This is a genomic window from Legionella sp. 39-23 (assembly GCF_001897665.1).
Taxonomy (GTDB): Bacteria; Pseudomonadota; Gammaproteobacteria; order Legionellales; family Legionellaceae; genus Legionella; species Legionella steelei.
This window is the reverse complement of sequence record NZ_MKTO01000009.1, coordinates 190,916-215,072: the sequence shown is the minus strand read 5'-3', so window position 1 is coordinate 215,072 and position 24,157 is coordinate 190,916. Positions and strand designations below refer to the sequence as shown.

The window sequence follows — 24,157 nt, the reverse complement described above, 5'->3', positions numbered from 1 at the left end:
TTGAGCCTAAATGTAAACAGACCCTATGTTGACATAAAAAAAACGTCAAGTTGCATAATTTAAACCATTAGACCTATTATTTTACAATTCAAGAAATTTTTGCCACACTTTAACATGATCTATTGTGTTGCGCAGAATAATAATGAAGAAAATCATCCTTTATTTTTTAGCTTTTATTGGCACACTCGCAATATTATTTTTTATCTCCGAATGGTTTACTACAACTGGAACAACAATGTATGGAGGGGGAAGTCCTCTACCCGTACCAGCAGGAGTTGGAAATCCTAATTACGCGAGCGGTCCCATAGCCATGATGCGTAATCAAGACCAGTCCAATACAAACCAAGCTCCAGAACATGTGATGCGAGGTATGATTATTCGCAATGCGGATATTGCTTTGCAAGTCGATGACATTAATTCGGCAATGGAAAAAATCACTCATTTGGCAGAGAGTTCTGGAGGATACGTAGTCAATTCCAATCTATATCAAGATAACAATATTGCGGGGAATACTACTGCAAATATCAGTATCAGAGTACCTGCTCAGGGCTTGAATAATGCATTAAGTACCTTGAAATCACTTGCAACACACGTTGTACAAGAATCGGTAACTGGCGAAGACATTACACAACAATTTGTCGATTTACAAAGTCAACTAAGTAACTTACAAACCGCCAAAGAACAATTATCAAAAATTATGGCCAGCGCAACAAAAACAACGGATGTTCTTAACGTATTCAAACAATTAAACGAGATACAAGGACAAATCGATGTCCTTCAAGGACAGATAAAATATTACAAAGAATCAGTAGCTTATTCATTAATCAATATTAATTTAAGCATGAATCCAATCATTCAAACCGAACAACAAAAACAATGGAACATTTCTGCTACATTTATTGATGCCTACCATTCTTTAGTCGATGAGTTGCGTCATTTTACCTATGGTTTAATTACATTTTTCGTGTATTTCTTACCCTTAATTTTAATATGGATTTGTATCTTCTTGGTTGTTTATTGGATAGGGAAAAAAATTTGGCATGGTTTTAAATAAAGCCTGACTTATTTATAAATTGAAGTGAGATAACCTGTGATTCATCATTTTAGGTCAAAACAGTTTATTGGTTTTTTAATGGTAGGATTAATATCATTAATAATAAATTTCTTTAGCAGAATTATCTATAACTATTCATTCAGTTTTTCAACATCCATTATTTTAGCCTATGTTACTGGGATGATTGCCGCTTTTACTCTTGGAAAATTATTTGTATTTAAGAACAGCAAACAAACGCTCACCCGTTCCATTATTTTTTTTATTTTAGTCAACTTGGTAGGGATGCTGCAAACTTGGTTTTTCAGTTTACTGCTTGCTTATTATGTTTTACCTGCACTCGATGTGCAATCACACACTCGAGTAATAGCGCATCTATTGGGGTTAACCTCCCCTATGTTTACAAGTTTTCTGGGACACAAATTTTTCACTTTTCGAGAAAGCAGCTAATCCATATTCTTTCTTACAAAGATGCCGCCGCAGTAGCGCTTCGAAAGGCCTCCATTATCTGCAACCCATTTCATGACCTATACTTATTGAATAATAACACTGCACCTTTGTGAGATTTAAAAATGGAAAACTCATGGAAAGATCAGTTAGATCAAGCACTAATCAAGCAGTTGGGTACGAAAAAAGGGAAACAATTAGCCAAAAAATATCTCCCTGCATTGTCAATGAGCTATTGTGAGCAACATACTGTTGAGGAGGCAATAGCTGATCTCGTACAAATTGACAAACTATCGCCAGACAATCCATTAGCGATTGTTTTTTACGAATCTCCTCGTGGGGAACATCCATTACATATTACGCTGTATCGATACGGGAGTTCCATTCCCTTATCGGACATCTTACCTATGATTGAAAACATGGGATTAAGAACTTATACCGAGAGACCGTATCGCATCGCTATCGATCCCAATCAATTTATTTGGATTGGTGATTTTAATGTGTCCTATGCTCATTCCAATTTATTCACTTTGGACCAGGTAAAAGACATTTTTAATGAAGCTTTAATCAAAATACATGTTGGGGATTGTGAAAATGACGGCTTTAATAAGCTGGTTTTAGGGGCAGGATTATCCTGGCGCGAAATAACCATCATTCGAGCTTATGCTAAGTACATGCAACAAATTGGCTTTCGCTTTAGCCAACAGTATATAGAAAAAACGATCGCAGCCTATGCGGTGATTGCCAAAAAACTAATTCAGCTGTTCTATTTAAAATTTGGTCTAAAACAAAATACCGCCAGCAAAAATAAAATGGCGGATTTGGCGCTTGAAATTCAAGCTGATATCGATGCCATTACCAGTCTGGACGAAGATCATATCATCCGCTATTTCTGGTCTTTAATTAAAGCGACACTGCGCACCAATTATTTTCAATTAGATTCCCATGGTGAGCCCAAAAAATATTTATCACTTAAGCTTCATACAACCAAAGTGCCTGATTTACCTCCAGGACAACCCCTGTACGAAATTTTTGTTTATTCAACACAGTTTGAAGGCATCCATTTACGTAGCGCCAAGGTAGCACGTGGCGGTATTCGCTGGTCTGATCGCCCAGAAGATTTCCGTACGGAAATTCTTGGCCTTATGAAAGCGCAAAAAGTAAAAAACTCAGTGATTGTACCTTCTGGAGCTAAAGGTGGTTTTATTTTAAAAAAATCACTCAACCTGCTTGATCGTGAGCAAATAAAACAAGAAGTAACCCATTGTTATCAATCATTTATCAGAGGGTTACTTGATCTTACAGATAATTTTGAAAACGACCGTGTTATTTCTCCCCCGAAAACCGTGTGTTACGACGATGCCGATCCTTATCTTGTTGTAGCAGCTGATAAAGGAACAGCAACCTTTTCTGATATTGCGAATGCGATTTCTAAAGAATTCAAGTTCTGGCTTGGAGATGCTTTTGCCTCTGGAGGATCTGCGGGCTATGATCATAAAAAAATGGGTATTACTGCGCGTGGTGCATGGGAATCAATTAAACGTCATTTCCGCGAATTGGATATCAATATCGAGCAACAAGATTTTACAGTCGTTGGTGTTGGCGATATGAGCGGGGATGTATTTGGTAATGGCCTAACCTATACCCCCCACGGTCTTTTGCTCGCAGCATTTGATCATCGTCACATATTTCTTGATCCTAATCCTGACGGGCGTAAATCCTTTGAAGAACGTCAGCGCTTATTTAATTTACCCACCTCATCATGGGAGGATTTTAACCCTCAACTCATTTCCAAAGGTGGCGGCATTTACAAACGCGCAAGTAAATCCATTGCCATCACCCCAGAAGTAAAAAAAATACTGGCAATTACCGACAATTCATTAACTCCAAACGAATTGATTCGAGCAATCTTAAAAGCCCCCGTAGATTTGTTATTTAATGGCGGAATTGGCACTTATGTTAAAGCATCAACTGAATCGCATGCAGATGTTGGCGACAAAACCAATGAATTTTGCCGTATTAACGGCAATGAATTGCGTTGCAAAATAGTTGGTGAAGGTGGCAATCTCGGATTTACGCAACTTGGAAGAATAGAATATGCCTTAGAAGGTGGTCTGATTAATACTGATTCAATCGACAACTCAGCAGGTGTAAATTGCTCTGACCATGAAGTAAATATCAAAATTCTGCTCAACAAGGAAATAAATCAAGGAACACTTACTGAGAAAAAACGCAATCAATTGCTGACCAAAATGACCGAGGAAGTTGCGCAGCTGGTGTTACAAGATAATTACAATCAAGCGTTAGTTTTAGGCTTTTCTGCCATGAATTCCCTAAGCTATAGCGGTTTATATCAAACGTATATTAAGGAACTGGAAACAGTAGCCGATTTAGATAGAAGTGTTGAGTTTCTTCCTGATGATAAGCATCTTTTAGAACGTCAAGCAGCAAGCCAGGGACTGACGCGCCCCGAATTGTCTATTATTATGGCTTATACAAAAATTTATATCACTGGAGAGTTATTAAAATCGGATTTACCCGATGATCCCTATTTTGCAACCATACTCGATACCGGATTTCCTTCATTACTCATAAAGTCTTATGCCAATGCAATGCAGGCACACCGATTACGACGGGAAATCATCGCAACACAGCTTAGTAATCAAATCGTTAATAGTATGGGCATCACCTTCATGTATCGTATGCAAATCGAAACCGGACAGCCAGTGGCCGATATTGCTCGTGCCTATACTATTGCAGCAAAGGCTTATCAAATAGATGATTTACATCAACTAATTGACTCGCTGAACTATAAAGTAACCGTACAAACTCAATATGAGTTGTTGCATCACGTCAGACAACTAATGAACTTAGCAACACGTTGGTTTTTACATCATCGACGTCTGGAAGGTGACATTGCGAAGAACATTGCCCATTACAGTCAATCGATAAGCAAACTTGAAAAATCAATTCCTGATCTCATGGCGGGTGTGACTAAAGAATACCTTGATAAGATAGTCACACAGTTTGTAGGAATCGGTTTATCCGAAAAAGCCGCAAAAAAAATTGCCGCAACTCGCGCTATGTATACCGTGTTAAATGTAGTAGAAGTGGCGACACAAAATAAATTTGACCTAGGAAGAACAGCAGAAGTTTACTTTAAAGTAGGCAGTACTTTTAGTTTGGTTTGGTTCCGTGATCAAATTGGTAACGACTCTCGAGAAGGACATTGGAACAGTTTGGCACGGCTATCTTTACGTGATGAACTGGACAACTTACAACGCCGCTTAACTATAGTCATTTTAATGAATGATCAAAAAAAATTGGAGTCTGATAAACTGATTGCCTATTGGTTCGCAAAAAACAGTTTTATCCAGCAGCGTTGGGAAAAGTTAATGGAAATGCTCCTGAGCAGCTCCAGCATCGATTACACTATTTTCTTTATTGCACTACGCGAATTATCGACATTGATTACAGTGGAATAATTGAACAATTATAAGAGTTTTTACAAATTGTCCTATATCATTTTAGGGAAAAAGACTTTTATAGTGTTCAGCAATTGCTCCAGGATGAGTTATCCAGATTTGATCACGATGCTTTGCAATATAGGTTAACGCGCGTCGTAGATGCTTTAAGCGAAAAGGTTGACCAATAATATAAGGATGGAGGGCAACCCCAAAAACTAACGGCCTTAACTTAGATTGTTCGAGCATTTCATCAAAGTGGTCTATCATCATATCGGCGAACACTGAGGCGCTCATTCGATTAGGGACAATCGCTGGGATATCATCGATTTCTTGTGAATAAGGAATCGATAAAATTTTCCCGCTTTCTGTTTTAAGCCAAGTGGGTTGATCATCATGCGCCCAATCGAGTACATATTCATAGCCTGCAGCATGCAAAAGATCAGGCGTAGCCAGACTTTCTGAGATCCATGGACCTAACCAACCTTGAGGAAGCTTTCCTTCTTCTTGTTTGATTTTCTTTGTAACTTCTTGAATCATTATTTTTTCATCTTCTTTATTTAAGCTGCCTTGTCGAATGGAGTTAGAATGACCATGCGCAACTACCTCATCATTGCGTTGACGAAAAGCGGTAACGACTTGCGGGCAGTAATCATATATTGATGTATTCACCAGTAATGCCGTAGGTAAATTAAGTTGATTAAATAACTCAAGTAAATACCACACACCCACACGGTTGCCATAATCACGCCAGCTGTAATTTAAAATATCAGGTTGTGGTCTTGGCCCAGGCGCTAACTCAGCTCCCAAACCTTCACCAAAAGAAAAATGTTCTAGATTAAGACCGATATAAAATGCCAAACGCGTTTTGTTAGGCCAATCAAAGACAGGTCTATCAATAATGGGTGAATAATTATAACGATAATGATGTTGTAACATAGTCGTTCCTTCTTTTGCTTACCCAAAAAATTGATTCCAAACCGGGCTCCATTTATATATTTATAGCCTATTTCTTCTAATGCTTAAGCCTTTTTGCTCGTTTTATGAAAATTAAGCTGATTTATCAAAAGAGGCTTATTAACCCAGGCTCTATGGAAATCATTTAGAATTAATATAAAAAAATACTTTGAGATGAGACTATAATTCTAAATATGCTGATGTTTATGGTTATGCACGAAACACATAAATAATATATTGAAAATAAACAAGTAGCCTATTTACTCGTTCGGTATAGGAGCTATTCTATTATGAATCGATATCATCCCATTCCGGTTCATTGGTATTTTGATCCATCGATTTATCAACTTGAAAAAGAACATATTTTTAAACAAAGCCCTGAATATGTCGGACATAAGCTCATGGTGCCTAACTTAAATGATTATTATGTTTTGAAACGTAGTCATGATAAAGAAATGCTGATCCATCACGAAGAGGGGGTCAGTGTACTCTCCAACATTTGCCGGCATAGGCAAGCTATTATCTTATCCGACTCAGGAAATGTAAAAAGAATTCGTTGTCCAATTCACAGTTGGTCCTACAATACCCAAGGTGAATTGATCCATGCGCCACAATTTGAACTCACGCCATGCTTCAACTTAAAAAAAGATCAGTTGAGTGAATGGAATGGACTTTTATTTAGAGGAAACAATAAAATAGAAGCGAATGCTTTAGATGCTCCAGCAAGCGTCCTATTTGATTTTTCTGATTACGTATTCGCTCAAGCAAAACATGAATACTATTCCTTTAACTGGAAAATATTCATGGAAGTATATCTGGATGATTATCATATCCCTTTTGTTCATAACGGTTTAAGGCGATTAGTCGATGTACGGCAGCTTGGTTGGACAATCAATGACAGGCACTCCGTCCAGTATGTAGGCATACAACCTGATCTATCAAAATCTGGATCTGATAATTTTAAGGCATATCAAGATGAGTTATTGGCCCAGACACATGGTGATTTGCCTAAGTATGGCGCCGCTTGGTTCGCTTATTACCCCAATATTATGATTGAATATTTTCCATTTATGTTAATCATTAGTACGATTTCACCTGTAGGCATTAATCAATGCCTCAACAGCGTAGAGTTTTTTCATCCCAAGGATATTTGGTCATCTAATCCAGCCTTATGCGCCGCTGCACAAGCAGCTTACTTAGAAACAGCACGTGAAGATGAAGAGATATGCATTAAAATTCAGCAAGGAAGAAAAGCGCTTTATGAGCAAGGTGAAAATCAAACTGGCCCCTATCAGCCCACCATGGAAGCAGCACTACCTTCATTTTACGACTATCTCACTGAAAAATTAGGATCTTGAATTCAACGCTTCTGCTTCACGTACCAAAGCGCTTATCAACTCACCGGCATGTATATTTCTACATAATTGAGCCGATTGCCCTGCCCACATAGACATAAAATCACTATTGTTTTTTTCTTTTGCTTTTTTTCTCATCATACTTGTTAACGCATTTTGAATTGGATAGTCCAGAATATTGTTTTTCCTTCTATCCATTCGTTCAGTAAACTGATTGCGTATTCCTCGTGCTAGTTTCCCAGAAAAAGCACGTGTAAGTACCGTATTATCTTGCTTCTGAGCCAGTAAAGTGTGTTGATAGCTATCAGGAATCCCCGCTTCCAAACAACTAAGAAATGCAGTTCCCATTTGGATCCCCTCAGCACCCAAATCAAGGGCAGCAACAACGCCTCTGCCATCCATAATTCCTCCTGCTGCAATAATAGGGATTTTTATTTGATCCCTTAATTGGGGCACAAGACTAAACAAACCAATCAACCCATCTTCATCATTACCAATAAAAGTTCCTCTATGCCCCCCTGCTTCACTTCCTTGGGCAACAAGTGCATCAATACCACTTTCTGCAAGTATCCATGCTTCAGTTAAAGTTGTCGCGGTGCCAATTAGAAAGGTATCATTTTTTTTAAATTGAGATATCCACTTAGAATCCAACAAACCAAATACATAACTAAACACAGGAATTTTTTCTTCAATGAGGACATTTATTTGTTCCTCAAAAGATGGGGCGTAAGGTCCGGTAAGTGGCTCAATTTCTATATTTAATTCCGTGCAGGATTGTGCAATATCATTACATGATTTTTCAATTTGCGCGCGCGTGGCATGGTGGTTCCCGGGAATAAACAGATTAACTGCAAAAGGTTTATTCGTTAACTCACGAATTTTTCTTAGGGCTTCTCGTATTTCAGGAGGATTCATATATCCAGCGCCCAATGAGCCAAGACCACCGGCATTACAGACTGCCGCCACCAATTCCGGGGTGGTGGGACCACCAGCCATAGGTGCTTGAATAAGCGGAAATTTTAAACCAATTTGTTCGGTTAGTCTTGTCTGCCACATGTTGATTTATCCTTTTTTAAATTCATTAGTCCTAAACTCGATGTTCTATGAATACTATAAGTGTAGATTTAGCTCTAAAAAGTTCCAATCTGTTCTTCCGCATTAATATTTTACGCAAAGACTTAATCATCAGCTGTAGCAATTATTCTGTGATTTTTTTAATATGTTACTTTATATGTATGAAGGTAACTTTACCCTCTTCAGAATTTTTAATAAATATCTTCTGCCTTTCAGTTAGGAGGACGCCATGAAAGCACAAGTGATATCATCTTTTGGTGATTCTTCAGTCTTTAAAACGATTGAACTTCCCAAACCTCAAGTTAAACCCGGCTATGTACTCATTCGAGTTGTAGCAACTAGCGTAAATCCTGTTGACTGTAAAGTTCGATCTGGAAAATACGCCCATATTTCGCCCCCATTTCCAGCAATTTTGCACAGTGATGTAGCAGGCATTATTGAAGAAGTAGGTGATGATGTTGTTGAATTTGCTGTTGGCGACGAAGTTTATGGATGTGCGGGTGGCTTTCTCAATGAAAGCGGTGCTTTAGCTGAATTTATGCTGGCTGATGCGCAACTCATTGCAAAAAAACCCAAAGAGCTGAGTATGGTGGAGGCTGCTGCATTACCCCTCGTTTCAATCACTGCTTGGGAAGCATTATTTGAAAAAGTTAAAATTAAGCCAGGGCAAAAAGTATTAATTCATGCAGGAACAGGTGGAGTCGGGCATATTGCAATTCAGTTGGCAAAATGGGCTGGGGCCGAAGTATATGCTACCGTATCGTCTTCAGATAAAGGGGACATAGCAAAATCACTGGGCGCCAAAGAGACAATTAATTACCGGCATGAGTCAGTTCAAGATTATGTTTATCGATGGACTAAAGACGTGGGGTTTGATGTGGTATTTGACACGATTGGCGGGGAAAATCTTGAAAAATCATTAGCTGCTGTTGCTGCCTATGGCAATGTCGTCAGTATCCAGGCAACGTCCAATCATGATATTACCCCCTTACATGCCAAATCAGCGAGTTTACACGCTGTTTTTATGTTATTGCCTTTATTGCATAACCAACAACGTGCACGGCATGGCAAAATTTTAAAAGAAATCGCACGCTTAGTCGATGAGGAGCATTTAAAACCACTTATTGACCCACACCTTTTTTATTTCGAGAACATTGAAAAGGCTCATTCATTATTGGAGTCAGGAAAGGCGGTAGGAAAAATTGTGGTTCAAGCATATTAATTCTTTACTCTTATAGCCCGGGTGCAGGTCTAACTGAAAACCCGGGCTTCACTTTGTTTCACCAAGGCTACAGATACTTTAATGTATTGTCTTTAAATCGATATGTTTTAAGCTCGGTTGAAGCAAATCTTGATTCAATTTACAGAACAGCATAGTGCTTGCTATAACAGCCGCAGGCATAACCAATATATTTAGAATAGGTATCAAACTGGCCAAACTTATAGAAAAACCAAATCCAAGTGACAGCATTTTATTACTAGCAACTTTCTTACGCATTTCTTTGAAGCGAATAAGATTATTATCCATAGCAAAATCTTGGTATTGAATACTAAGTATCCAAGCATTAAAAATAAACCATAAGATAGGATAAATCGGTTGGAGAAAAGGCACAAAAAATAAAATACCCATAACTAAAAAACGAGGCAAAAAATAGCCAAGAAACTCAGCTTGACGTTTTAGACTCCGTAGTACCATTTCATAAAAGGGCAAAGATGGAATTGTACTGCCAAAAAGTAAATTTTGAGTTTTTTCGGCCAATAAGCCATTAAAAGGAGCAGCAATGAGATTGAAAAATACAGTAAAAAGTGACAAAAACATTAAGATAAAGCTCAATATAAAAAAGACGAAAAGGACACTGCTGAGAAAACCTAGCCAGGAAGGTAATTTATCAAGGTAGTGATATGCATAAGGTAGTAAATAGTAATCGATAAGATAAAACAAGCCAGCAAACATTATAAAATTAATGGCTAAAGGCAATAGAATAAAACGCTTCAATCCAGGAGTAACAAGATGATGAATCCCTTGTACCATATAGAGCATTCCTAGAAAAAAACGTCTCATTTTTATCCTCAAAACTTTATCCGAATCCCATGATATAACCATCATCCTTTTATTAAAATTTCTTTTTAAAATTTTACACAAAATAATGTCTGTTTCCCTATTGCGAACTCGAGTCAAAATGGCCAAATTTTCAGATCAACTTACCATCATTAAGAGATCTCTCGTTACACTTGGGACGGGAATATGTAAACAGCGAAACGCCAACAATCAGGACGGTTTGGCGAAGATAATAGAAATACATACAAACGCTAATGACACATTAACTTATTGTTATATAATGCGATTTTCTTAAATAAAAAAGGGTCGATAAATGCCAGAAAAAAATATGTCAGAAAAAATACCAACACAAACCAGACAAATTCCTAAATTACTCACCTTGACCGCACAGGCAATCAATAAAACAAACCCCAATCTTTTTTTTACTTTGTACCAAAATAAAAAATTACCTCCAGAAATAGAGGATCAATATATTAATCCGCCCGTGCAGAAGTTGGTTAAAGAGCATGAAGAAATTTATAAATCCAATGTAAAACGCAGGAAAGAGGATGTTGGCTATTGTGCTTCTCGGCTTGATAAAGACACTTGCTATAGAAAATGCGTTGGTCTGACTATGGCAGCCTTAGGCAGTGGCGTACATCTTAGCGTTTATTACATTTTGCGTGCAAGCGGTGCCTCCTCTTCAGCAACAATTACATTCCTTGCTACAATTCCCGCCACAATCTGCGTTCTGACTTGCTTTAGTCCCTGTGCTGCCTATTTGTTATCGAAAGGAATAGCGAACTGCGTTATCCCTGAGGTGCCCAATGAGGAAATCGATTTAAACGATAAGGTAGATGATATTGAAGCACAACGCTCAATAGCGCCCTAAGGTTGCTCTAGATGTTTGGTCTTCCGTCATCCCGAGCATAGCAAGGGATGGCATTCGGGTTCTACTGTATGCAAGCAATACATCATCTTTTGTAACAACTTTGTTACAATCGCAAAGAATCTTGTTATACCCCTGTTACATTCTTTCTTTAAACTAAGAGCAGATAACAATAAGAGGGGAATCAGATGATTAAGAAATTATTGCTGTGCGGCGTATTAGGTGCAGCGACCTTATTTTCCGCTACTGCTTTTGCTTACTATCATTCACATGATGATTATCCACGGTTCAAATTCTATCGTCACCACCACCATAATCATTATTCAAGATGGAAAAATGCCCATCGATGGACACCACCGCGAGACTATATTGTAGTAGAAAATGGCGGGCCAAATCCAAGATACCATCAACATTACTGATACTTACAACGTCCTGAGGCTTGTCCCACCCTGTACATTTGTTAACAAAACCAAATAAACCTAGGCTGGGCTGCTAAGCCCAGCTTTTGCTGGGTTAATTCTTAATCCCCAAAATATCCATCATGAAACCGATCATTGTAATGCTGGGCTTAGCAGCCCAGCCTACACTTGGGTGTTACAGTTTGAAGATACCAACGAAACTCCAATCAAATTTTTTTGCATACATTCTCTACATGCTATTCAAACCACATACAAAGATCTGCTAAAATTTTTCTTCTATAACACGAGCCCATTATTGAGTGATTCATGAAACTATTCATGCAATTAGGTATTTTTTTTCTGTTCTTATCACTGGTCATTTATTCATTTTTGGCAGTTTATGTCAGTAAAACCGCAGAGAACGATGAGAAAAAACGAGCAGATGTTATTTTGGTTCTTGGTACAAAAGCTTATCGTGATGGCACCTATAACCCATGCCTTGTTGCTCGTGTAAAACATGCAGTAGATTTATATAAAGCTCACTATGCGCCCAAACTTCTTTTTTCCGGGGGAACAGATAAAGAAGATGGAATAAATGAAGCACAGACAATGAAAGAAATTGCCCTATCATTAGGAGTACCTGCCAATGACATCCTGCTTGAACCTGCATCAACGTCAACTTATGAAAATCTTCTTCTATCTAAGCCATTATTACAGGCGAATCAGATGAAAACTATTATTTTAGTCACTGAAGCTTTTCATGCACCCAGGGCTATTTTAGTAGCGCAAAAATTTGGCCTTGATGCAGTCAGCTCACCTGCAATCGACAGCATTTGTTGGACCAAAAACAAATATTTATCACGTTATTTTCTCAAAGAACCACTAGCTATTATGTTTTATAAAATGAAAAATCGATTATGAAACCCTTTGATGGCCAGTAAAAAAGAAATGACAACGACATTAAATGCACTCGAAGCCTGGGTAGAGCGAGGTGAAACCCGGGTTTCGGCCTACGGACCGTCTCCCAGGTTACTTAATCTACCCACACTATTACCTACTTTATTTGCCTTTAGTACATGTTTCTGTTCCCAGTTGGCTGTCAGATTGCAATACCCAATTAGATTGCAATGAACCATCTGGCTTAATCTCAATCATTTGAATACCAATGGTATCCGGTTTTCTAGGATCCCAAAATGAAGAAGAAATAACATTAGTTAAATTAGGATGCATCACGCCTGTACCATAAAGAACCGGATCCCCCGCACTATTATCCCATTCTAAAGTGTACGTATCCCCTGTTTTTGTTAAACTCATGGGATAAGAAGCTGTATTGTTTGCAGCGTCAGTACGTTGGCATTGATAATTCCCTAAAACAGAAGTAGTACTGTTATTATTTGTTGCTTTACCTGTATTGCTTGTGGTGGTACTTGTATTATTTGGTGTCGTACTTGTCGTATTACTTGTATCAGTACCTGCACTATTTGTCGTGCTGTTGGAATTACTTGTACTTGTGTCATCAGCATAAGCTGCTAGCGTTGATAAAGATAACGCAGTCACCAAATAAACATTCTTAATCACAGTTTTCATAATAAATTCCTTTTCTCATAATCACCTTTTATACGAGTTAATTCTATTGTTGTGTTGCTTTGGTGCACGTTTCCGTACCACCCTTATCTTTGTTACTTTCTGCAAAAACACCATCCAAAGAACCATCAGGTTTAATCGTGAAAATTTGAACCGTTGTTACAGTTGGCGATTTAGGTTGCCAAAAAATATAACCAATCGCGTTAGGGACATCTTTATTAAAAATTCCCTTGCCTATGTAATAGGGAAATACGCTTCCAGTTGGGATACCAGAAACTTTAAAAACATCCCCATTTTTTTTAAATACTATAGTTTCTGTTCCATCATTAGGCGTAGTAAACGGATCGTGATATGAACATTTATATGCTCCAGAAATATCGGGGGTATCCGCAGAATAGATATTGGGTGATACTGCCAAAACGCCTAACATCGTTGCTAGGGAAAGCTTATTGATGGCACGCATAAGAACTCCTTTTCTTAAGAACTTAAATGATTTTAAGGTACCGAAGATAATAATAAATATATGTTACACAATATGGAAAATCAAATTTCAAATAGAATAAATTTTATATAAATAGCCATTTTAAGTTGCAACCAAATGCGCTGAAATTTATAGAACAGAGATCGAGTAAGCGATTCAAAAAACACGAGAAAATTACTTTAGACCTCTTGCCAAAACGAAGATGCATGAGGTCTATGACGAGTTATCAACTACCTGAGGACATAGCTAATCGATAAGACCTATAACTTTCTAAATTTGCTGTTTGATTCTCTTCAAGAAAATTAATTAATTTTTTCAAGCGTCCTTGGTTTACGGCTAAAGTTTCAAAAAAACCTAATCGTTCCGTTTTGCCATAAACCGCCACCATTTTGCTTTTTTCTGCGGCTTGACGCTTCACTGACTCCCATTCAGCACGCAGTGAAAAAGACTCTTGGGGTTGGGCACCCACGTTAAACTGCCCTATATATTTTTCCATACACAAAGCATAAATTGCAGAGTGGACAATTTTTGCTTCGCTACCTGTCAGTATTCGCTCATACATTTTGACTGATAGGGCAAAATCCCAAACGCCAATAAGGGATTTATCATTTTGGCGGTTAAAATCCTTTTTTAATAGCCGAAGTGTTTCTTCTAGTGCCGCCTCCTTATCCTCTAAAAAATCTGGATTCCCTCTGAATCTATGAATAAAAGGATAAATCCAACGGCTCGCATCCGTAGCCCTAAGCAAATTTTTACGTCCAATAAGGCCGGTAGGTAGTAAATGAGCCACATGATGCAACGCATCAACTTCTTTAATTGAGCGCAGATTAATGTATCTATCATTAATATTGAAAAATTGCACACATGCATTAACGTCCTTAGTAAGCCAATTAAAAATTGCCAATTCAGAACGCCGCTCTTCATCTGTTGTAGGGACTCGAAAATAAATCAATGCAGGCATTAAGGCGAGTTGCTCCAAAGTGCAATGTTGATACATGAGATAAAAAGTTGACCTTAACAAAAAGATTATGTCTTGCAGCTTTTCGATTTCTTGTGGTCTGTTTGCAATAATTTTTTCATTCAACTTTGCAACTGGATAGTTTTTTAGCTCATCGAGTTCTGCATAGAGAAGCATGCGACTCGTAGACATCAGTAAGGAGATAAGCTCCATACACTTCAAAGAGTTACTTGTCGCCGAAAGATGATAAAAACGACTTTTTAATTCTTCAAACATCATGGGATGATGAAAATCAACATTCAGTAAATCCGCGTTCACTAATGATCGTTGTAAAGTAAGCCAGGGTGTAACACATGCAGAGGTATTCCATTGGTTACTTTGCTCACAAGGCATGGTACGAACTACCCGATTCCAGAATTGTTTCAAGAGTTCTTTAACAGGAGGCATCATATCAGGTTGAATATCGATCTGCTCCCCAAATGGCGCAACCAGTTCAGATAATTTTTGAACGAGGTCACTCGCGTCCATAGGCGTTTTTAATAAGGCAACACTGCTTCTAAGTTCATCAATCTGTTTTTTTAACTCGCCGACTTTCATCCGTTCACTCCTTGTCGTATTAAGCTGTGATTAAGAAAGTACTTAACAAACTTCTGAACTAAAATCTAACACACGACGAGCTTTAGTCAACAACTAATGCAAATTATTGACATTTTAACTAACTAGATGCCAGAGTATGTTTTTTTTCTCTAAAATATCATGCCCCACATTACCGATTTTTCTCAGTTTATCGAAGAACACGTGCTCAAAAACAACCCAGGTTACTGCTGAACAGGCTTTTTCATCAAGCAAACTTTCTTCTTGTCGTACTCCTGAATCATTTTACAAGTATGATCTAGGATGGTTTGATCTGTACTCTACACGCTATTTTCCCCCGGAAGTATTTACCAATCCCCCTCAGAACACCGAAAAGCCAATGCATTGCTACCGGAAGATGGGGGACTAAAAAATAAAATTTTAATCATTCACACCAAGCCTAGCCCACCAATAAACTATCATTTTGGTCTTCCCCTACGCGCTTACAGATAAAGAATCCCAGCGACTTTTTGAAGACGATTTAGCACGTTATGCTCGTGATATAGGCCATTAAACAAATAGGGCGGAGATAGATTCCCGCCTGCGTCAGAATAACAAGATTTTAGAGCAATCTGTCTATATTTACATAACAACTGATGCATACTGCCACCTCAATCTGTACGTTATTTTTTGTCGGCTGTCCTGGAAGTGTATTTCAATCATTATTATGGCAATATAAACAGTTTGTTATCATTGCATAGAATTCTATTGCGCAAAAAGGATGTCTAACCAAAATGTTTGATTTTACCGGAAGTTATACAGATCAATATCAACTGACTATGGCACAGGTTTATTTTTTGAAAGGTCACAAAAATGATACTGCCGTCTTTGATTATTTTTTTAGAAAACTTCCATTCGGCTCAGGATATGCAGTTTTTGCTGGTTTGGCAGACTTATTAGCAATCTTAGAAAACTATCATTTCAATGAACACGACCTTCATTTTTTACAAAGCCAAGGAATGCATCCTGAATTTCTTAATTATCTGAAAAATTTTCGCTTTAATGGAACCGTTTATGCTCCATTAGAAGGAGATATAGTTTTTCCTACCGCCCCCGTTGTAACTATCGAAGCAAACATGCTCGAGGCGCAACTGATTGAAACCATTCTTTTAAATTTACTCAATTTTCAAACCCTTATTGCAACAAAAGCAAGCCGAATACGACAGGTTGCAGGTGATTGTAAATTAATTGATTTTGGTTTGCGCAGAGCCCAAGGCCCAGGTGGATATTATGCCAGTCGTGCGGCGATTGTTGGTGGCTTTGATGGAACAAGTAATGTCTGTGCAGGCCGTGATTATGATATTCCTATTTCTGGAACTATGGCTCATTCATTCGTACAAAGTTACGACAGTGAGTTAACTGCATTCCGTGACTTTGCTGAAGTCTGGCCTGATAATTGTACCCTTCTTGTTGATACATACAGCACACTAGAAAGTGGTGTACCTAATGCAATTCGCGTAGGCAAGGAAATGGAGCAACAGGGACATCGATTGCATGCAATCCGCTTAGACAGTGGCGATTTGGAATATTTAGCAAAAAAATCACGGCACATGTTAAATGAAGCCGGTTTGGATTATGTAAAAATAGTTGCATCCAATCAATTAGATGAGTCGAGAATAAAAACTCTGCGTGAACAAAAAGCACCTATTGATATTTTTGGCGTAGGTACAAATTTAGTTATTGGCGCCCCAGATGCAGCTTTAGATGGAGTGTATAAACTGGCTTTTGCCAATGAACAACCTCGACTTAAACTCTCTGAATCAATTACTAAAATCACGCTACCCTATAAAAAACAAGTGTTTCGCTTAGTGCATCAAGATACCTTTTTAGGCGTAGATGTTGTTGGCCTGAGGGATGAGACGCAGTTAGACAAGATCTATACTCCCTTTGCAATAGAAGAATTAGTGCCTCTTGCTCATTATCAGCAAGAACCTTTATTGCAAAAAGTCATGGAGCATGGCAAACGGCTCATACCACCAAAAACATTACAAGAAATCGCTCAATACAGTAGAACACGTTTGCGTCAACTGCCCGAAAAATACAAAAGGCATGATGAGCCGAATACTTATCAAGTAGGATTAAGCAATCAGCTGCAAATAAAACGTAATGAACTAATTAAAAAATATAAAAAATAAATTCTAGAAAACGATGAATACTTTAATTATTCTTGACGTACAAAATGATTTTATGCCCGGTGGCTCATTGGCAGCACCACACGCCGATTCAATTATTCCCGTAATTAATCGCTTGCTACCCAAGTTTGATTTAGCTGTTGCGACTCAAGATTGGCATCCACAAAACCATAAAAGCTTTGCATCCAACCATCTTGGAAAAAAACCTTTTGAAAAAATTATGCTGCATGGGATAGAACAAACGCTCTGGCCTGATCATTGTGTGCAGGGAACTTGGGGGGCAGATTTTTATCCAACACTAGATATGAAGCCTGTAGCTGCTATTTTTCGCAAAGCAATGGATCCTGAAATAGACAGTTACAGCGGTTTTCACGATAACGATCATAAAAAAAATATAGGCTTGGCTGGTTTTCTTCGTGATAAAAAAGTCAAAGAACTTTATTTTTGTGGTCTATGTGCTGATATCTGTGTGTATTTCACAATAAAAGATGCCCTTCAAGAAGGATTTAAATGTTATTTAATCGAAGATGCGACTATGCCTTTGCATGAAGCGCACTTTAAAAAAATCAAACTGGAACTTTTAGACAAGGGCGTTACATTCCTACGCAGCAAGGAAATTAAGTTCTGATACCCCTCTCGGATGGAGATTTTTATATCATTTAGAATTGTAGCCTGGGTGTAACGCAGCGAAACCCGGGATCTTCGGACATAAATGCACTTCTTTATCAGGTTACAGCTTCCCCCTTCACCCAGGCAACAATTACAAAGTGCTTAGCTTATCATGCCCCATATGCAGCAACTTGTCCTCCAATCAGCCGAATCTCTGATCTCATTGCTGCAGAAATTCGCTCACCTGGTAATACAATTCCCACCAAATTCAACGGATCTACGGATGAAATGGTTTGTGGCACTTCATTGAGCTCTTCATTGCGCATGGCTCGTAAAGAATCTACGGCATAAGGCAATGCAAATTGCTCTCCTAAAAATCCATCAACAAAACGACCACCACGAACCTCACCCCGTAATTCAAGGCGTCTTAAGAAAATCAATAGTTCGCGCCAGCGTGGAATATTTTTCTCGCGAACGAGTAAATCACGAAATACGACGCCATAACGTTTCAACAACATCCAACATGCAGCTTCTATGCGTTTCTCTTGATCAGTTTGCGCATGGACATGCAATAAAGACCAACGTCCCGTACTCAGTGGAAACAGTGGTCTACGACGATGGCGACTGCTGTATTTACGTTTTGTACTCATCAAGGTACGCACATTATCAAAACTGTCGGCAGTGACCATACCTGCTGCAACCAATTCCCATAAACCATTTTCTACTTCTATTTTCAGATTTCCTGTACCGCGCACGATGTCTGCATAAAATGAAGCACCATATTTTTGTAAAAACCGGTAAATATTACGTGCAGGATGGCTTAAACTTTCTACCTCTTCGATATTATCAACAAGTGCATGCGGGGGAATCCAATCGGCTTCTTCCCGGACAAAAAACGTAATTGGTGCATTTCGGGTTGGAGACAAACGTCTTATTTTTTTCGTTTCTTCCACAACAGCAACAGAAGGATGAGGCGACACCCGCCCCCACCCCACAAGACCACTCATACACAATTTATCTAACATCAATAGATCATAATCGTGTACCCGTGCTGGGAAAATATCCGACTCCCATGCATTTGCAGCGAGCTCAAAACCTTGGAGTTGCTTGATTACTTCCAACAACCCGCTCTCACCGCGCATCTGATTTCCTGTTGCCACATGCTGCCACCGGAGTAACCAAGCCATAAATTGAGCCCGGGTAACGGGTTTGATTTGTTTACGCAACGACTCTGTAGTATACCGATGTATACGTGCTAATAAACGTCTTTCACACCACTCAACCTCACCGGCATACTCTGCACGAAAATTCCCACGCAATAGATAACCACTCGCTTCCAATTTTAATAAAGCATGTTCAACATCTATAGATGGAAGTTGTAAACAGTGAGTAAGCGTTTTTTGAGTGATTGGACCTGTATGTGCAAGCCAACCACGAAGAGACTTCAAGATGCCCTCATCTTGTGTGCATGGCTCTTCCTCAATATCAACCATTTCGTTAGCAAATAGTGCCTGAGGAAAAATACAATGAAAAGTTTTCTTTTTTTCAGCAGGCACATAATATTTTTTACCCATAACCGTAGCCAATACAGCTCGGCCTTCCTGCTGCAACTCAATAAAATATTGTTTCCAAATAGGTAGCGTCGCTTGATACTCTGATATGTGCATTGCTTCTGGAAAAACAATCACTGTTTGTAATACATCATGTAGTTCATCGGCAGAGCGTATATCTGGCCAAGCTTGCTCCTGAACTTCGGTAACCGCTTTGGGATCCAGCTTACCGACCTCTTCCAACATCGCTTCAGGAAGTACCCGACGCATTTCTACTGCTCGCGAACGTCGCTCTTCTAAAGGCGCGTCATCTAAAAACGCATAAGGATTGGCATTTAAAATTTCATGAGAAAATACGGAAGGCACTGGAGTATCTACTGCAATACAGGTTATGTTCCTGGATTCAATAGCGTGGATCACTTGCGTTAATCCATCAAGGTCTAAAGCTTCCGTTAGGATATCCTTCATTGTTTCTTCTATAAGTGGATGCTCAGGCAATGCCACATCACGACCGCCTAAATTATCCTGGCATGCCGCTGCATCAGGAAAGACAGCAGCCAATAAGTCATCCGCCAACATGCGTTGAATGTTTGGCGGCGTTTTTTTACCGCCACGAAAACGTAATAATGACAAAGATCGTGAAGCGACTGCCCGAAAACGCACGCCTAATAAAGGGGACTGTAAAACCGCTTGGGTTACAACTTCTTTTAAAGTGTTGGTATGCAAAAAATGAAACACATCCGATAAAGGAAAACTGTGTTGTTCCGCCAAAGATATGTTTAATCCATTATCTGTCGCGGCAGCTTGTAATTCAAAATTAAACGATCGGCAAAATTTCTTACGCAAAGCCAATCCCCAAGCCTTATTAATGCGGGCGCCAAAAGGCGCATGGATGATCAGTTGCATGCCACCGCTTTCATCAAAAAAACGCTCCGCAATGACTGTTTTTTGTGTTGGAACCGCACCCAAAATTTGACGCCCCAAACGAACATACTCCAATAATTGTTCTGCAGCGGAATGATCTAAACCACACTGGCTCACCAACCAGTGAATGGCAGCTTTAATTTCAGGGTAATGCTTGGTATCAACAATCTGTGGGCTTTTTTCCGGCAATAATTCACTTATTTTTTCGCGCATCTGCGACACATGAAGCGATAACTCCATGCTACGTGCCGGAGCTTCACCAAGCCAAAAAGGCACGCTAGGTGGGGCTCCATGTGCATCTTCTACAAGCACTCGCCCGTTTTCAATACGCAGTATTTTCCAAGAGTTCGTACCTAATAGAAAAATGTCACCGCGATTGCTCTCTACAGCAAAGTCTTCATCCAAAGTACCAACCATCGCATTATCCGGCATTGCAATAACGGTAAACAAAGCATTATCAGGAATGGCTCCCCCACTGGTAATTGCAGCAAGGCGACTGCCCCGCCTTGCTTTAATAATATGATTCACTTGGTCTCTATGAATATAAGCGCCATAACGCCCGCGCGCCCCAGAAACTCCTTCAGACAACATAGTAAGCAGTTCATCAAACTGTTCCCATGTTAGGTGGTGATAAGGATAAGCGTTTTTAAAAGTGTGAAAAAGTACCTTCTCATCCCAATCCTGGGTGGCACAAGCAGCAACTATTTGCTGCGCTAAAATATCTAAAGGCTCTTGTGGAATAATCAGCTGGTCCAAATCACCTTGGCGTATTGCGTACACTAAGGCAGCACATTCTAATAATTCATCGCGTGTGGTGGCAAAAATACGTCCTTTAGAAATTGCAGCATGCCAGTGCCCTGCTCTACCAATGCGTTGCAATGCTGTGGCAATAGCACGCGGGGATCCAATTTGGCACACCAAATCAATGCTGCCAATATCAATTCCCAACTCCAAAGACGCGGTAGCGACCAAGACCTGCAGTTCGCCGTTTTTTAATTTTGTTTCTGCCTCCAGCCTTAGTTTTCGCGATAAACTCCCATGATGTGCCAAAACCTTGTGTTCCCCCAAACGTTGCTCTAAATGATGGGCCACCCGTTCTGCCAATTTTCTCGTGTTCACAAAGACCAAAGTAGAACGATTTTCTTCTGCATAGGCAGCAATTTTTTCATAGAGTTCATCCCACATCTCATTGGAAGCAACAGCGGCTAACTCACTTTCTGGCACTACAACCTGCAGATCTAATTGGCGTGTATGCCCTATATCGACTAATTTCACTTTGGTCTTTTTCGCACCAGTTAAAAAATGTGCTACTTTTTCCAAAGGTTTTTGCGTCGCCGACAATCCAATACGAATAAATGGTTTTATAGTGAGTGCTTCCAAACGCTCAAGAGATAAAAGCAAATGCGTGCCGCGTTTGTTGTTTGCTAAGGCATGAATTTCATCGACAATCACAGTATGGATGTCCGCTAAATTAAGGCGGCTTTTTTCAGCGGTTAATAAAATATAAAAGGATTCTGGTGTGGTGATTAAAATATGTGGTGGCTGTTTCAGCATTTTCTGGCGCTCACTGGTTGGTGTATCCCCAGTCCTTACGGCCACACGAATTTCTGGTAAATAAATACCACGTTCTTTGGCCAATTTGGTAATTTCCTGCAGCGGCACAAGTAAGTTTTTTTGCACATCATTACTTAGTGCTTTGAGTGGTGAAACATAAAGGACCTCCGTTCGATCCTCTAAACGCCCTGATATCGCTTTACGTACCAAGCCATCCAAACAAGCTAAAAATGCGGCCAAAGTTTTTCCTGAGCCAGTAGGTGAGGAAATCAGCATATCATTACCCGATAAAATAAATGGCCATCCTTGCTCTTGTGGTTCGGTGGGCTTACCTACTTTCTGTCTAAACCAATCTTGTACGAGCTGATGCGCCCAAGCTAGGCTTTGATACGTTGTTGCATTCATGAAATTAGTAATAAATGGGCAAATTCAATACATAGTATAGGTGATTTTGCTAGGGTATAGCAGTCCCTAATGCTACATCATCCCAAGCTGATTTTAGCCTCTCCTCCACGCAAGCGAGTGTAGCCTTGGCTGCTAAGCCCAGCGTTTGCTGAGTTAATTCTATTGGCGTTGTTACATGCTGGGCTTAGCAGCCCAGCCGACGGTTACTTAGCTCTATTTGTTAACGAATTAGCAATAGAGAGATAGCACGGATTGTCAACAAACCCTTATTGCTCAGCATCAATAAGAATTTGTTCAATTTCTTTATTTTTAAATACTACATGTCGATGCAACCCTACAGCAATTACTGCTGGCGCTAACTCTTTCATAGCCTTAATTGCTTCTTGTTTTTGCTGTTTGGTACTGTTTGGATGTTCCAAAATTTCTGTATTCGCTAAGAAAGCAGCAATTGTTCCTTTCCTTACGATTTTGCCGTGAATTGATGCGCTATCCACTCCATCAGACAATATATCTTCAGGACGAATTGAACTATGTGTTGACATGCGTTTCACCTATTGATGACGAGTTTATTAGGTGCTCAAGCTTGGTGCATCAGATATTTTGGATTCATCAGGCTGCTCAGCACCCACCTTTGCCCTTAAGTCCTTCATTAATTGTGTTTGCCGGGTGGCCCATAATGAAGAGGTCGCAAAAATGCCCTTGTACTCAGTAATAATTTTTTCAACACTGTTTTTTGTTTTTTTTACTAGCTCAGGGCCCACTTTAGCTTCATCATTTTTTGCTTGTGCTACTAATTCGAATCCCATATTTAAAGTTTCTTTGGTTCTTTTAAAATGAATACCTTTTTGCACATATTTTTCTAGCATCAAGCACACTCTGGTTATTAAATAGATAAAAAAACATACTGTAGCAGTATTTGTTCATTAATTAAACCTTAGCTCATCTTAATTCACTTCATATTTCATAATAAAACACAGTAGAATCAAAAAGATTTATTTTTCAGATAGCTATCAGGGTATCTCTATTATTCGTTTAAAGGCATAAAATGATTATTATAGTTTGTGGGACTTCATCTTCGGGAAAATCAACTCTTTGTCATGAAATGCAAAGTCGGCTTGGTGATGGCTGGCTCAACTTCAGTACCGATGGATATTTAGGCATGCTAGGCGATAAATTTGGGGGATTGCATCCTGATAATCCGCAAGTTTGTATCCCCAATGACGTTTGCTACGCACAACAGTATGCAGATGGAACCTATGAAATCATACCCGGGGCTTTGTGTTCAAAACTTTATTTAACCATACCCAATGTCCTGAAACTTCTTGCAAAGCAAGACTTCAATATAATTGTTGATTCCTTTATCACAACCATGGATGAGTTTAAAAGTTATCAAGAATCGTTGGCGCAATATGGCGTTTTATTTGTATATCTTGATGTTTCTGAGGCAACCATTGCACACAGAGAAGAAGCCAGAGGCGATCGATTAAAAGGTTCGGCACTACATTGGCTAAAACGATTTGATTTCCAAGAACATTGTGATTTGTGTATTAACACTGAAAAAATGAATATACAACAGATTGCAGATGAGGTTTTTCGGGTTATAGAAACCCCTATTACACTGCGCTAACAGAGCTAGGCTATTATAAATTTACAC

The 24,157-nt window shown here is 39.1% G+C and carries 20 protein-coding genes; 11 read left to right on the top strand and 9 right to left on the bottom strand.

Annotation, left to right across the window (positions count from 1 at the left end; all coding sequences use genetic code 11):
• Positions 1-142 precede the first annotated feature (142 nt).
• The 3 genes from BGO44_RS05370 to BGO44_RS05360 all read left to right on the top strand — a co-directional run bounded on the left by BGO44_RS05370 (position 143) and on the right by BGO44_RS05360 (position 4,983).
• Positions 143-1,054, top strand: a complete 912-nt coding sequence (locus BGO44_RS05370) for a DUF4349 domain-containing protein (protein WP_273198642.1) — start codon at positions 143-145, stop codon at positions 1,052-1,054.
• 78 nt (positions 1,055-1,132) lie between these two features.
• Positions 1,133-1,501 (top strand): GtrA family protein, encoded by a 369-nt coding sequence (locus BGO44_RS05365; RefSeq protein WP_273198643.1) that lies wholly within the window; start codon positions 1,133-1,135, stop codon positions 1,499-1,501.
• 122 nt (positions 1,502-1,623) lie between these two features.
• The gene (locus BGO44_RS05360) at positions 1,624-4,983 is read left to right on the top strand and encodes an NAD-glutamate dehydrogenase (RefSeq protein WP_273198645.1); all 3,360 of its coding nucleotides are present in this window, start codon (positions 1,624-1,626) and stop codon (positions 4,981-4,983) included.
• 42 nt (positions 4,984-5,025) lie between these two features.
• On the opposite strand, the gene BGO44_RS05355 is transcribed toward BGO44_RS05360, so the two are convergent.
• Positions 5,026-5,901, bottom strand: a complete 876-nt coding sequence (locus tag BGO44_RS05355; protein ID WP_273198647.1) for a polysaccharide deacetylase family protein — start codon at positions 5,899-5,901, stop codon at positions 5,026-5,028.
• Between the two features lie 308 nt (positions 5,902-6,209).
• Here BGO44_RS05355 and BGO44_RS05350 point away from each other — a divergent pair, with 308 nt between their 5' ends.
• Positions 6,210-7,277: an aromatic ring-hydroxylating oxygenase subunit alpha gene (locus BGO44_RS05350; protein ID WP_273198649.1), complete on the top strand. Its 1,068-nt coding sequence runs from the start codon at positions 6,210-6,212 to the stop codon at positions 7,275-7,277.
• On the opposite strand, the gene BGO44_RS05345 is transcribed toward BGO44_RS05350, so the two are convergent.
• Positions 7,266-8,330, bottom strand: coding sequence for an NAD(P)H-dependent flavin oxidoreductase (locus BGO44_RS05345; protein ID WP_273198651.1), 1,065 nt, complete (start codon positions 8,328-8,330; stop codon positions 7,266-7,268). The genes BGO44_RS05350 and BGO44_RS05345 overlap by 12 nt on opposite strands.
• A 247-nt stretch (positions 8,331-8,577) precedes the next feature.
• Between BGO44_RS05345 and BGO44_RS05340 the strand changes: the two genes are divergently transcribed.
• Positions 8,578-9,570 carry a zinc-dependent alcohol dehydrogenase family protein gene (locus BGO44_RS05340; protein WP_058512100.1) on the top strand — a complete coding sequence of 331 codons (993 nt, stop codon included), beginning with the start codon at positions 8,578-8,580 and terminating at the stop codon, positions 9,568-9,570.
• 78 nt (positions 9,571-9,648) lie between these two features.
• Here BGO44_RS05340 and cysZ read toward each other — a convergent pair whose 3' ends face one another.
• On the bottom strand, positions 9,649-10,410 hold the full coding sequence (cysZ, locus tag BGO44_RS05335; protein WP_058512099.1) for a sulfate transporter CysZ: 762 nt from the start codon (positions 10,408-10,410) through the stop codon (positions 9,649-9,651).
• A 310-nt stretch (positions 10,411-10,720) separates the two neighbouring features.
• Between cysZ and BGO44_RS05330 the strand changes: the two genes are divergently transcribed.
• The 3 genes from BGO44_RS05330 (at position 10,721) to BGO44_RS05320 (ending at position 12,594) form a co-directional block, all read left to right on the top strand.
• Positions 10,721-11,278 (top strand): hypothetical protein, encoded by a 558-nt coding sequence (locus BGO44_RS05330; protein ID WP_273198652.1) that lies wholly within the window; start codon positions 10,721-10,723, stop codon positions 11,276-11,278.
• A 185-nt stretch (positions 11,279-11,463) separates the two neighbouring features.
• Positions 11,464-11,694 (top strand): hypothetical protein, encoded by a 231-nt coding sequence (locus tag BGO44_RS05325; RefSeq protein ID WP_083504005.1) that lies wholly within the window; start codon positions 11,464-11,466, stop codon positions 11,692-11,694.
• Between the two features lie 306 nt (positions 11,695-12,000).
• Positions 12,001-12,594 (top strand): YdcF family protein, encoded by a 594-nt coding sequence (locus tag BGO44_RS05320; RefSeq protein ID WP_273198653.1) that lies wholly within the window; start codon positions 12,001-12,003, stop codon positions 12,592-12,594.
• A 138-nt stretch (positions 12,595-12,732) separates the two neighbouring features.
• On the opposite strand, the gene BGO44_RS05315 is transcribed toward BGO44_RS05320, so the two are convergent.
• The 3 genes from BGO44_RS05315 to BGO44_RS05305 all read right to left on the bottom strand — a co-directional run bounded on the left by BGO44_RS05315 (position 12,733) and on the right by BGO44_RS05305 (position 15,293).
• Entirely contained in the window at positions 12,733-13,260 is a 528-nt protein-coding gene (locus tag BGO44_RS05315; protein WP_273198654.1) for a hypothetical protein, read from the bottom strand.
• Positions 13,261-13,303: 43 nt separating this feature from the next.
• Complete coding sequence (locus BGO44_RS05310) at positions 13,304-13,720, bottom strand: hypothetical protein (RefSeq protein WP_058512096.1); 417 nt, start codon at positions 13,718-13,720, stop codon at positions 13,304-13,306.
• Between the two features lie 244 nt (positions 13,721-13,964).
• On the bottom strand, positions 13,965-15,293 hold the full coding sequence (locus tag BGO44_RS05305) for a hypothetical protein (protein ID WP_273198656.1): 1,329 nt from the start codon (positions 15,291-15,293) through the stop codon (positions 13,965-13,967).
• A gap of 770 nt (positions 15,294-16,063) precedes the next feature.
• Between BGO44_RS05305 and BGO44_RS05300 the strand changes: the two genes are divergently transcribed.
• Together BGO44_RS05300 and pncA are read left to right on the top strand one after the other, a co-directional pair.
• On the top strand, positions 16,064-17,464 hold the full coding sequence (locus BGO44_RS05300) for a nicotinate phosphoribosyltransferase (protein ID WP_273198658.1): 1,401 nt from the start codon (positions 16,064-16,066) through the stop codon (positions 17,462-17,464).
• 13 nt (positions 17,465-17,477) lie between these two features.
• The gene (pncA, locus tag BGO44_RS05295) at positions 17,478-18,089 is read left to right on the top strand and encodes a bifunctional nicotinamidase/pyrazinamidase (protein WP_273198659.1); all 612 of its coding nucleotides are present in this window, start codon (positions 17,478-17,480) and stop codon (positions 18,087-18,089) included.
• Between the two features lie 151 nt (positions 18,090-18,240).
• Here pncA and BGO44_RS05290 read toward each other — a convergent pair whose 3' ends face one another.
• From BGO44_RS05290 to BGO44_RS05280, 3 genes are all read right to left on the bottom strand, one after another.
• The gene (locus BGO44_RS05290; protein WP_273198660.1) at positions 18,241-22,503 is read right to left on the bottom strand and encodes a DEAD/DEAH box helicase; all 4,263 of its coding nucleotides are present in this window, start codon (positions 22,501-22,503) and stop codon (positions 18,241-18,243) included.
• A gap of 266 nt (positions 22,504-22,769) precedes the next feature.
• Positions 22,770-23,045, bottom strand: coding sequence for a hypothetical protein (locus BGO44_RS05285; protein WP_273198662.1), 276 nt, complete (start codon positions 23,043-23,045; stop codon positions 22,770-22,772).
• A 27-nt stretch (positions 23,046-23,072) separates the two neighbouring features.
• On the bottom strand, positions 23,073-23,369 hold the full coding sequence (locus BGO44_RS05280) for a hypothetical protein (RefSeq protein WP_273198664.1): 297 nt from the start codon (positions 23,367-23,369) through the stop codon (positions 23,073-23,075).
• Positions 23,370-23,548: 179 nt separating this feature from the next.
• On the opposite strand from BGO44_RS05280, the gene BGO44_RS05275 reads away from it, so the two are divergent.
• Entirely contained in the window at positions 23,549-24,130 is a 582-nt protein-coding gene (locus BGO44_RS05275; protein ID WP_273198666.1) for a phosphotransferase-like protein, read from the top strand.
• Positions 24,131-24,157: the final 27 nt, after the last annotated feature.